An 11,125-nucleotide genomic window follows, 5' to 3' on the forward strand; every position below is an offset into this window, starting at 1 on the left:
ACGAGCAAGAGAACGGCAAGGAGAAACGCATGGATTTCCGGTACTTCAACTTCTGCCAGCCCGGCGGCTCCTACTACGACGTGCCGGACATCGCTTCCTCGGAAGGGGACTTCGCTGCCGCGAGCGCCTCTCTCCCGGCTGGATGGCACAGGAGCACCAATGACGACTGGGTGGTACTCACTCCACCTGACATTCAACTCCCTTTCCAGGGCTGGAAGATCCACGTATCCGCGACCCCCGAGAACGCCCAGAGAATCATCGAGGTGGTCAGTGAGTACTGCCTGCCACGCAAGGTGACCTTCAAGTTCATCCGCGGTAGCGGCGTCCTGATGCGCCGCAACAGCAAGTACGGCGATCGCGGTAGCAGCGGCAAGTTCGTCACGGTGTACCCGCTCGACGAGGCGAACCTAGCCGAGATCCTGACCGAGCTCGGCGAACTCCTCGACGGTGAGCCCGGTCCGTACATCCTCAGCGACCTCCGCTGGCGCTCCGGCCCGCTGTACGTGCGCTACGGCGGATTCGTGGCCCACCTCGTCCGCTCCGAGTCGGGCGAACTCGTGCACTGCATCCAGGACCCGGACGGCAAGTGGGTGCCGGATGTCCGCGGCCCCGGGTTCCGCCCTCCCTCATGGGTGACCCTGCCCGTTTGCCTCGAAGAGCCGCTGGCGGCGCGCAACGCCGGAACCCTGGACGACTTCCCGTTCCGTCCCACGAAGGCCCTGCACTTCTCCAACGGCGGAGGGGTCTACGAGGCCAACGACATCAGGTCGGGCGACACCGTGCTGTTGAAGGAGGCTCGTCCGCTCGCCGGCCTGGATGCTGAGGGCGCGGACGCGTTGGCACGCCTGCGCCGGGAGTGCTGGGCACTTCAGCGTCTCGAAGGGCTGGACTGCATGCCCGCGCTGATGGACTTCCGCAAGGGGCGCGAGCACTACTTCCTGGCCCGTGAGTTCGTCGAGGGACAACCCTTGGCGCGCGAGATGCAGCAGCGCAATCCCCTCCTCGTCCCACGCACGCCGACCGCCGACGACCTCGCCGACTACGCGCAGTGGGCGCAGTCCGTACTCGACCACATCGAACGTGCCACCCAGGAGCTGCACGAACGGGGAGTGGTCTTCGGCGACTTGCACCCGAACAACGTCCTCATACGCCCCGACGGAACGATTGCCTTCATCGACCTGGAGGCCAGTAGGGAGTCCGGCTCCGCCGCTCAGCAGGCGCTGGCGGCACCCGGCTTCCAGGCCCCGGCGGGCTACAGCGGCCCGGACATCGACCGCTATGCCCTGGGCTGCCTGCGCCTGGCGGTCTTCCTTCCGCTGACACAGGGGTTGCCCTGGAGCCCTGTCAAGGCCGATCAGTTCATCGAGCTGATCGCCGGAATCTTCCCGGTTCCCGCGGACTACGCCGAACAGGTCCGGCGTGACCTCGGCCTCGCCGCCCGCGCTGAGCGCACAGAACTCGCTTTCGCGCCGCAGCAGCTCTGGCCCGTGGATGGCCCTGGGCAGGAGGACTGGCCCGCGCTGCGCGCGGGCATCGCCGAGGGCATCCTTGCCGCCGCGTCTCCCGAGCGCGACGACCGGCTCTTTCCTGGAGACATCGAGCAGTTCCACGGCCAGGGAGGCGGGGCGAACTTCGCCTTCGGCGCGGCCGGTGTCCTCTGGGCACTGGTCGAGGCCGGCCTCGCCGTCCCCGACAACCACATCGACTGGCTCACAAACTCCACTGGTCGTCTGACGGAACCACGGCCGGGATTCTACAACGGCCTCAGCGGTGTCGCCTACACCCTCGATCGGCTCGGCCGCACCCAGGAGGCACGAGGACTCCTCGACCGCGTCACGGACCTGCCCGACGAGGATGTCGACCACAGCCTCTTCAGTGGCAAGGCCGGGATCGGGCTCACCCTCCTGCACTTCGCCCGCCGCGATGGCGAGAGTGCCTTCCTGGAGCGCGCCGCTCGCCTCGCCGATCGCATCACCGGCCAGGCAGAGCACGCCTCCGGGCCACGGCAGCGGCCGGGCCTGATGCACGGTGGGTCGGGCAGCGCGCTGTTCCTGCTGCGCCTGCACGAACAGACACAGGACCAAAAACACCTGGACCAGGCCGTCGACGCGCTCAGGCACGACCTTGCCCACAGCGGCTGGGCCTTTGGGCAGTCCGCAGTGAAGGACGCTCCGTGGCGTACGCCCGTCCTGACCGGCGGTGCCGGAATGGCGTTGGTCCTTCACGAACTGCTCGCACACACTCAGGATCCCGAGCTGGGGAAGGCTTTCGACGACCTGCGTGAGATGATCGCCCCGCGCTTCTTCGCCCACGCGGGACTGTTCACCGGCCGCGCCGGTGCCGTACTTGCCCAACACCATCTGCGCAGGTCCGCCAGGCAGGACGGCACCCTACGACAGCACTTGGCGGCCTTCGGCTGGCACGCCATCCCGAACGCCGGCAACCCCGCGTTCCTCGGCGACCAGTGCCTGCGGTTGTCGACGGACCTCGCCACTGGCGCGGCGGGAGTGCTCTTCGCGGTCGACGCTGTCCTGGGCGGCAAGTACCTCGGACTGCCCTTCCTGACGGCCCAGCCCGGTGGCTGGCCGAGGGCCGAGCAGTGACGAAGACCCCATCCGCCCCCTGCATCTCGGTGATATGCCCAACGTACAACCGCTCCCGGGCGATCACCAGCACACTCGACTCGGTACGGGCTCAGACCGTCACCGACTGGGAGCTGCTCGTCGTCTCGGACGGCAGCACCGACGACACGGACGACTGGGTACGCCGGGCCGCCGACGAAGACGCGCGCATCCGGCTGATACGCGCCGGGCGGCACGGCCACCCCAGCATCCCCCGCAACATCGGGCTGGCCGAAGCACGCGGTGAGTTCGTCGCCTACCTCGACCACGACGACCGCTGGCGCGAGGAGCACCTTCAGCTCCTGCTGTCTGTCTTCGGCACCGGGGCCGATCTGGTGGCGACCGGCTTCGAATGCAGGGACATGTCCGAGCGCGTCACCTCCCGCTCCGACATCCTCGACCTCTGCTGGCATCCGGAGATCCAGGTACTCGGCCCGATGTTTGAGCCCTCAAGGGTGGCACACCGCCGCCAGCTCGCCGACCGGGTCGGCGGTTGGCGTCCGGGAGACGGCCTGGAGGACTGGGACCTGTGGCTGCGCATGGCGGATGACAGCGTGCGCTTCAGCACCGTGCGTGACCGCAGCGCGTTCCTCCTCGACGACAGCGGCACCCGCAGGCACCGCACGGTGCGCAGGTACCGCCTGCCGCTCGCTGTGTTCGACGACCCGCGCCACGCCCGCGCGGCGCTCGGAAAGCTTCGGCACGAACGCCACGAAGCCGCGTTCCGCGAGGCCTACGCCGCCGACACTATCGCCTGGTACGAGCGGATACAGGCCACGGCGGAGTTCACTGCACCGCTCGGTTGGCAGGGAGACCTGGCAGCGGAGATCGCGCGAGCGGCCGAGAAACCCGGCCCTCTCTGGCCCGATCTCGTCGTCGTACCCGGACAAGGGCACTTCGTACTGGCTCAGCCCTTGTGGTGCCCTACCGCCGAGCATGCCCGCCGCATCGAGGAGCTCGTGCGGCGCGTCCAGATCAGGCAGCTAGGCCTGATCGCCGAGATTGCCGCGGAGCGCACTCGGTGAAGGCCCTCGTCCTGGCCGGCGGAACTGGAAGCAGGTTGCGGCCGATCACGCACACCGCGGCCAAGCAGCTTGTTCCGGTGGCCAACAAACCCGTTCTCTTCTACGGCATCGAAGCGATCGTCGCGGCGGGCATCACCGAGATCGGAGTCGTCGTAGGAGAGACGGCCGAGGAGATCAAGGCCGCTCTGGGCGACGGCGCGCGCTTCGGAGCGCGTATCTCGTACCTGTCTCAGGAGCGCCCGCTCGGTCTCGCGCACGCCGTGTTCATCGCCCGCGACTGGCTCGGCGACGAAGACTTCGTGATGTACCTCGGCGACAACTTCATCGTCGGCGGTATCACCACGCTCGTCGAGGAGTTCCGCGCCGAGCGGCCTGACGCACGGATCATGCTCACCAGGGTCAAGGAACCCTCGCTGTTCGGAGTGGCGGAACTCGGCCCCGACGGACGGGTCATTGCCCTGGAGGAAAAGCCACGCCATCCTCGCAGCGATCTTGCTCTGGTCGGCATCTACCTCTTCTCGGCAGCCATCCACGACGTCGTCGCCACTCTTGAGCCCTCAGCCCGCGGAGAGTGGGAGATCACCGACGCGATCCAGAGGCTGATCGACTCGGATCGCACGGTGCGTTCCACCATCATCACGGGCTACTGGAAGGACACCGGCAACGTCGCCGACATGCTGGAAGTCAACCGATCCGTGCTCGAAGGCATCGAGTCCTGCGTGGAGGGATCGGTCGACGAGACCAGCGAACTCATCGGGCGGGTCCGGATCGCTTCGGGAGCGCGGGTGGAGCGGTCACGCATCGTCGGGCCGGCCGTCATCGGGAAGGACTGCCTGATCCTCGACTCCTATATCGGCCCCTCCACCTCCATCGCCGACGGCTGTGTGATCAGCGGCAGCGCGGTGGAGTACTCGGTGGTCCTGCAGGACTCGCGGATCGAGGGTGCGGGACGCCTCGAAGGCTCCCTGATGGGGCGTTCGGTCCGGGTCGTCGGAGCAGAACGCCCTGCACGCGCGCATCAACTCGTCCTCGGGGACCACAGTGAGGTCCAGATCCACACATGAGAGCCACGCCAAGAAACGCCCGGCATCGAGCCCTCCCACACCCGCAGAAAGCATGCACGCATGAAACTCCTCGTCACTGGAGGCGCCGGTTTCATCGGCTCTCACTTCGTACGGTCGGTGCTGTCTCTGGCGATGTCGTCGCAGCTGTCCGAGTACCCCCGCGTTTCATCCGTCACCGTCCTCGACACCCTCACCTACGCGGGCAACCTGGCCAACCTGCGCACGGTCGAAGATCACCCGCTGCTGCGGTTCGTGCATGGGGACATCCGGGACGTGCAGCTTGTTGAAGCCCTTCTGCCCGGTCACGACGCTGTCGTCCACTGTGCTGCTGAATCGCACGTCGACCGCTCTATCGCGGCGGGCGGCGACTTCGTCTCTACCAACGTGCTGGGTACCCAGACCCTTCTGGAAGCGGCCGTGCGCACGGGCATTACGACCTTCCTGCACGTCTCCACGGACGAGGTGTACGGCTCCATAGTCACCGGATCCTGGTCCGAGGAGCAGCCCCTCGCACCCAGTTCGCCGTACTCCGCCTCCAAGGCGGCCTCCGACATGCTGGCGTTGGCTTACCACCGAACCCATGGCCTTGATGTGCGGATCACCCGCTGCTCCAACAACTATGGACCCCACCAGCACCCCGAGAAGCTGATTCCACGTTTCCTCACCAGTCTGCTGTTGGGAGGAACCGTTCCGCTCTACGGCGATGGGCACCAGGTCAGGGACTGGCTGCATGTCGAAGACCACTGCCGGGCCCTGTGGCTGGTCCTGCAAGGCGGGCGCCCCGGGGAGATCTACCACATCGGTGGCGGCACCGAACTCACCAATCGGCAGCTTACCCAGCGATTGCTGGACGCCTGTGGCGTGGACTGGGACCGAGTTGAACATGTACCCGACCGAAAAGGCCACGACGTGCGCTACAGCCTCGACTGGTCCAAACTGCGCAGGGAGCTGGGCTTCAGGCCGCTCTACCTGTTCAAAGAGGGACTGAATGAGACCATTGCCTGGTACCGGGACAACCCTGCGTGGTGGGAGCCGTTCGCAGGAGTGCGAACATGACGGGCTGGCTCGTCATCGGAGCCGGCGGTCGGCTCGTCCGCGAGTTGTGTGCTCCACTCCCGGCGGACTTGACCATCGCAGTCACCCGTAAGGGAATCGACCTCAGCGATCCCCACGCCGTCGGTGGTGCACTCTCTGAATTGCGCCCGTCCGTCGTTGCCAACTGCGCCGCCTGGACTGACGTTGACGGAGCGGAGGGGCACGAGAGCTGGGCCCTGGAAGTCAACGGGCGCGCAAGTGCCTGGCTGGGGGGTGGCTGCGCCCGCGCCGGCGCACGGCTCCTTCACGTTTCCACTGACTATGTCTTCAGCGGTATTGATGCCGATGGACGACCCTGCGACGAGGACGCTGTGCCCGACCTCCGTACCGTTTACGGCCACAGCAAGCTGGTCGGCGAGCGCAACGTAATGACGGCACTTCCGGGCAGCGGCATCGTCGTCAGGACAGCCTGGCACTATGGAACAAATGGCAGTAGTTGCGTGAGCACCATGGCTGAGCGCGCCATGAATGACACAGCGCTGTGCGTGGTCACGGACCAGATCGGTCAGCCCATCTGGACCGGGGACGTCGCGGAGCGTCTCCTTCTTCTGGACAACAGCCGGGCCCGGCCCGGGATACACCATGCCACCGCCACGGGCAGCACCAGCAGTTACGAGCTCGCACGCGAGATCTACCGGCTCCTGGGACGCGCCCCCGGTCTCGTCAGCCCTGCGGCCATTGGGGACCTCGGGTGTGCCGCAGTGCGTCCGGCATGGAGCGTCCTCGGCCACCGCCGCTGGGCCCGCGAAGGCATCAGCCCGCTATGGGAATGGCGCAGCGCCCTCCGAGAGGTGCTGTCTGCTATCACAGCCTCTCTCGCCTCCGCGAGTGCTCTGTGCGCCAGCTGAGTATCGCAGGTGCCTGGCTCCTGGAACCGACGTTGCATCGCGACAGTCGCGGCAGCTTCCACGAGTGGTTCCGGGCCTGCGAGTTGACTGAGGCCACTGGCGCGCCTTTCCCTCTTGCCCAGGCCAACTGCTCAGTCTCACACCAGGGCGTGCTCCGCGGAATTCACTACGCCGATGTGCCGCCGGGGCAGACGAAATACATCACCTGCGTCTACGGCGCGATACTCGATGTCGTTGTCGATCTGCGCACCGGATCCCCCACCTTCGGCCGATGGGAAGCTGTCCGGCTCGATGACCGGCGTCGGCAGGCGTTGCACCTGTCCGTGGGGCTTGGCCACTCGTTCCTCGCGCTTGCCGAGAACACAACCGTGGTCTACCTGACGTCTAGTGAGTACACGCCTCACCGCGAGCATGCGATCCACCCGTTTGATCCCACCCTGGGTATCGACTGGCCTGCCGGGATCGCACCCGTCCTGTCCGATAAGGACGCCGCAGCACCATCCCTCGAACAAGTCCAGCGAGCCGGGAAGCTGCCCTCCTATCATGCTTGCCTCGCCGTCATGGGCCTTCCCGCAGGTCCTCCGCGGGCACGTCCAGAGCAAAACCAAGCAGTCTGTCGGCCAGCACCGCGTAGATCGCAGCCAGGATGCTCTGCACCAGGGGAGTGACTGAGTTCTTGAACGGCCAGGCAGAACATCGGTGCGGCTCCTGTGCTCTCGGGAGCACTGAGTATCGCCGTAGGCTCTGTCAAGTTTCCCCGTGATCTCGGACACGTGATCCTTATGCCGCGAGGGCGTGCTGATGCCGCTGCCTGGTCTCGGCCCGGGTGAGATAGCCGAAGGTCTTGTGTTTGCGCAGGCGGCGGCGGTTGTAGAAGGTCTCGATGAAGTTGAAGACGTCCGCGCGGGCAAAGGCTGTCGTCGACAGGTTGCCCGGTCGGGCCAGGTGCGGGTGCCGATCGCCTCTTTGAGTAGGGCCAGAAGCTCTCCGCGGCAGCCAGCCAGGCAGATCAGCGAGTTCGAGAACACGCCTTGCGACCTCGTGCGTGATTGGGGGGTGACGACGGCTGAGTTGGGTCGTTGGTCTGTCTGTGGTGGGGGTTGAAGCACGCAGGTTGATCATGTCGGAGCGTCGCGTCCGGGACTTTCGGCGTCCGTGATCGCTGATCTGGTGGCCGAGTTAGGGCCGGTGTGGCAGGCCCGAAGAGATGCCGAGCTGGCTGACCGTCCGCGTCGTCGGGCTGTGGGCGCCGGTGCGAAATTACAAGCTGGTCTTCGTCGACTGGCTCCTGGCCACCTTGGTCCACTTTCGGCACGGTGTCACCCATGTCATCCTTGCCTGCTGGTTCGCTGTCGACCGCTCCACGATCACGCGCGCCGTCGGCGAGGTGCGGCCCTTGCTCGCCGACCGCGGCTGGCGCATCGAGGGCAGACTGCGGTTGCGGACGCTGGCTGATGTCATCGCTCATCTCGGCGCCACCGGGCAGACCGCATTGATGGACGCCACCGAAATCCGGGTCCGCCTGCCATCAGCACACCGCGGCGGACGCAACCGCTTCATCTCCGGCAAGAGCCGCATCAACGCGATGAAAGCCCTCATCCTCACCGACGGGTGCGGACGATTGTTGTTCTGTGGTGAGGTACGGGCCGGGTCCGTCGTCGACATCACCCAAGCGCGTGATGCCGGCCTGGTCGACCTCCTCGCCGACGCTATCGACCTGCAGATCCTCGCCGACGCCGGCTACCAGGGCCTGGCAGCACAAACCTGTGGCCAGGTCGTCACGCCGCCCCGCAAACGCCGCGGCAAGCACCTCGAGCACCTGCAATGGCTCATGGCCCACCACGAAGCCGCCCGCTTCGCCCACTCCTCAGCACGCATCCCCGTCGAGCACGGCATCGCCCACCTCAAGAACTGGCGAGCCCTCGCCCGACATCACACCCGCCGGGACAACCTCCCTGACACCATCCGGGCCATCGCCGGACTCCAACTCCGACCAGCGAGCAACCCAACACAACAAAACACTCGCGCTGCCTGCCGCACAGACGTGATCACAACACCAGCCGCTACCCCGGCACAACCTCACGCTAATTACGCACGAGCTCGTGCATGATTGGCGGTGGCGCGTCACAACCTTGATCGTTGATCATGGTCGTCGTGGTGGGGACCCGATTGCGTGCAGCAATCATCCGAAGCCAGCCGATCACCGGGCTGACCCCCGAGGTGATCACTGAACTCGTTGCTGAGGTCGGTCCGTTGTGGCATGAGCGGCACCAGGCCGGACTGGCCTCACGGCTACGCCGCAGGGCCGTGGGCGCCGGGGCGAGGCACAAGCTCGTTTTCATCGACCGCCTGTTGGCCACGCTGGTCAGCCTCCGTCGCGGTGCGACGCACGATGTGCTGGCCTGCTGGTTCGGGGTCGACCGCTCCACGATTACGCGTGCGATCGGTGAAGTGCGGCCCCTGCTCGCCGAGCGGCGCTGTGTCGTCGCACCCGGCCTTCGGCTACGCACGCTCGCTGAACTGATCGAATACCTCGGCGCCGACGGGCAGACCGGGATCATCGACGGCACCGAGGTCCGTGTCCGGCGGCCGGCCGCCGGACCCGGACCGGGACAAGTTCACCTCCGGGAAGAACAAGCAGGACGCCGTGAAGTCGATGGTCGTCACGGACGCCGAGGGGCGGCTGCTGTTCTGCAGCCCGTCCGAGCCTGCCAGCTGCGCGGACATCACCCACGCCCGGAAGTTGGGCCTGGTCAAGCTCCTGGCCAACGGGCCAGCCGTGGAGATCCTGGCCGACGCCGGCTACCAGGGGCAGGGCGCCCAGACCGGCGGGCGCGTGGTGACACCACTGCACCGCAAGTTCAAAAGGAACCCGCCCGAGTGGTACGAGGAAATGCACGAGCGCCAGCTCCTCACGCCGCATCCGGGTCGAGCACGGCATCGGCCATTTCACGAACTGGCGGGCCCTCGCCCGCCACCACGGCCGACGCGAGCACATGAGCGACATCGTCCAAGCCGTCGCCGGACTGCTCTCCCACCAGCAGACCGCCACGATGCACCGCGGCGCACGAACGTGAACACGGCGGCGAATCCGCAGCCTTCGACGCGCCACCGCCAATCATGCACGAGCTCGTTAGGTTCCCATGCCCATGGAGATGGGGGAACCAGACCGCGGGCGGCGGGCATGGCACGACGGGCTGGTCAGGCGTCGTGTAGCCGCAGGTCTGCTGGCCGGGGCGGGGTTGCAATTCTGGGCACGGTGTTCGTCGTACTGCCGGGGGTGGTGGTCGACAACGATCTCGCCGGGGCGAGCGTCGCCGCGCAGGATCGGCTGAAGGCGGTGAACGACGTCCGTGCGACGCTTCTGCAGGTGGTCGGCGGCCTGGTCGTGCTCTTCGGCGCGTACGCCACCTGGCGGCAACTGCGAGTGAGTCAGGACGGTTTGCGCGCCACCCAGGGGGGCTACGTCACCGACCGATTCAGCCGGGCCGTCGACCAGCTCGGCAGCGACAGGCTGGATGTGCGCATCGGCGGGTTGCACGCGCTGGGGCGGATCGCGGAGCAGTCCGCCCGCGACCGGGAGGCCATCATCTCCATTCAGGCCGCGTATCTGCGTACACGCCTGCCCTGGCCACCCGCCGGGCCGGAATCACCGGCGGCAGACGTGCCCATCAACGACATCGCCCCCCTGGAGACCCGCGCCGCCGACGTCCAGGTGGCGCTGACCGCGTTCGGCGTGCTGTGCCAGCACCGGGAGCAGTCCTGGGTCAATCTCAGCATCACCGACTTGAGCCGGGCCGACTGCGACGGACTGTGGTTCCCCGAGGTCAACTTCGACCGCGCTTGCATGGAGGCGGCGGGCCTGTCCCACGCCAATCTGACCCAGGCGTCCCTGGTCTCGGTCAACCTGCGGCACGCCGACCTCACGACTGCGATTCTCCGTCGGGCTCGCTGCATTCTGGCCGACCTACGAGCCCGCCGACTTCGACCACACGGCCGCCGGAGTCGTCGACACCGATGACCCCGGACCCGAGCTCTCGCCCCTACTCCAGCCGCCCGGGGTGACGTGGCAGGCACCGCCGCTGTCCACTTCCTGACCAAGACGCGCCGGACAAGACTGCGGCGACCGTAATCCGCCTGACCGGCGTCACTCCCCCTCAGCGGCGTCCTGATCGCGGAAAGCCCCAGTCCGCCAGGCAGATCCGGGACCTGATATCGCTCCCAAGGTCGTAAGGGCAGAGAGCGGAAGTCAAGTCTTCGCCAGCAGCGCCTCCGGTTACCGAGGCCGTGACGGGAGTTCAGGCCGGGACCGGTCGCGTCACGACAGCTCGGAAGCGAGTGCCACCTCGCCGACGCATCGACCAGGATGAACTTTTAAGACCGTGTCCTATGTGGTGATCGGTCGTTGGGCTCATCATGGGTCGGGGTACATGGAGTTGGATTGTTCCGGACGGGCTGTGGAAGATCGCGGA

General features: G+C 66.8%; 9 protein-coding genes and 3 pseudogenes. 10 read left to right on the forward strand and 2 right to left on the reverse strand.

The genetic code is table 11. From position 1 onward, the window contains the following. Window positions 1-29 precede the first annotated feature (29 nt). Genes lanKC through ACIQMR_RS36735 form a run of 6 tightly spaced genes read left to right on the forward strand, consistent with a single transcriptional unit; the run spans window position 30 to window position 7,321 of the window. A complete protein-coding gene (gene lanKC / locus ACIQMR_RS36710) occupies window positions 30-2,603 on the forward strand; it encodes a class III lanthionine synthetase LanKC (RefSeq protein WP_401397087.1) in 2,574 nt (857 codons plus the stop codon). Beyond that, complete coding sequence (locus ACIQMR_RS36715; protein ID WP_401397090.1) at window positions 2,600-3,646, forward strand: glycosyltransferase; 1,047 nt, start codon at window positions 2,600-2,602, stop codon at window positions 3,644-3,646. Before lanKC ends, ACIQMR_RS36715 begins: the two co-directional genes overlap by 4 nt. Beyond that, on the forward strand, window positions 3,643-4,710 hold the full coding sequence (locus tag ACIQMR_RS36720; protein ID WP_401397093.1) for a glucose-1-phosphate thymidylyltransferase: 1,068 nt from the start codon (window positions 3,643-3,645) through the stop codon (window positions 4,708-4,710). The genes ACIQMR_RS36715 and ACIQMR_RS36720 overlap by 4 nt, the downstream gene beginning before the upstream one ends. Before the next feature lie 60 nt (window positions 4,711-4,770). After that, window positions 4,771-5,766 carry a dTDP-glucose 4,6-dehydratase gene (gene rfbB / locus ACIQMR_RS36725; RefSeq protein ID WP_401397095.1) on the forward strand — a complete coding sequence of 332 codons (996 nt, stop codon included), beginning with the start codon at window positions 4,771-4,773 and terminating at the stop codon, window positions 5,764-5,766. After that, window positions 5,763-6,653, forward strand: a complete 891-nt coding sequence (locus ACIQMR_RS36730; protein WP_401397098.1) for an SDR family oxidoreductase — start codon at window positions 5,763-5,765, stop codon at window positions 6,651-6,653. Before rfbB ends, ACIQMR_RS36730 begins: the two co-directional genes overlap by 4 nt. Further along, complete coding sequence (locus ACIQMR_RS36735) at window positions 6,575-7,321, forward strand: dTDP-4-dehydrorhamnose 3,5-epimerase family protein (protein ID WP_401397101.1); 747 nt, start codon at window positions 6,575-6,577, stop codon at window positions 7,319-7,321. Before ACIQMR_RS36730 ends, ACIQMR_RS36735 begins: the two co-directional genes overlap by 79 nt. A 112-nt stretch (window positions 7,322-7,433) precedes the next feature. On the opposite strand, the pseudogene ACIQMR_RS36740 reads toward ACIQMR_RS36735, so the two are convergent. After that, a pseudogene (locus tag ACIQMR_RS36740) lies at window positions 7,434-7,562 on the reverse strand (IS3 family transposase); the annotation flags it as partial. 298 nt (window positions 7,563-7,860) lie between these two features. Here ACIQMR_RS36740 and ACIQMR_RS36745 point away from each other — a divergent pair. The 3 genes and pseudogenes from ACIQMR_RS36745 to ACIQMR_RS36755 form a co-directional block, all read left to right on the forward strand. After that, on the forward strand, window positions 7,861-8,763 hold the full coding sequence (locus ACIQMR_RS36745) for a transposase family protein (protein WP_401397104.1): 903 nt from the start codon (window positions 7,861-7,863) through the stop codon (window positions 8,761-8,763). 35 nt (window positions 8,764-8,798) lie between these two features. After that, window positions 8,799-9,068 (forward strand): annotated as a pseudogene (locus ACIQMR_RS36750) (transposase family protein); the annotation flags it as partial. 241 nt (window positions 9,069-9,309) lie between these two features. Beyond that, window positions 9,310-9,456, forward strand: a pseudogene (locus ACIQMR_RS36755) (transposase); the annotation flags it as partial. A gap of 109 nt (window positions 9,457-9,565) precedes the next feature. Here the strand turns inward: ACIQMR_RS36755 and ACIQMR_RS36760 are convergent. After that, window positions 9,566-9,775, reverse strand: a complete 210-nt coding sequence (locus ACIQMR_RS36760; RefSeq protein WP_401397120.1) for a hypothetical protein — start codon at window positions 9,773-9,775, stop codon at window positions 9,566-9,568. A gap of 158 nt (window positions 9,776-9,933) precedes the next feature. Here ACIQMR_RS36760 and ACIQMR_RS36765 point away from each other — a divergent pair, with 158 nt between their 5' ends. Then, the gene (locus tag ACIQMR_RS36765) at window positions 9,934-10,674 is read left to right on the forward strand and encodes a pentapeptide repeat-containing protein (protein WP_401397114.1); all 741 of its coding nucleotides are present in this window, start codon (window positions 9,934-9,936) and stop codon (window positions 10,672-10,674) included. The last annotated feature ends 451 nt before the right edge of the window (window positions 10,675-11,125 follow it).

Source organism: Streptomyces sp. NPDC091376 (assembly GCF_044757085.1).
Lineage (GTDB): Bacteria > Actinomycetota > Actinomycetes > Streptomycetales > Streptomycetaceae > Streptomyces > Streptomyces pratisoli.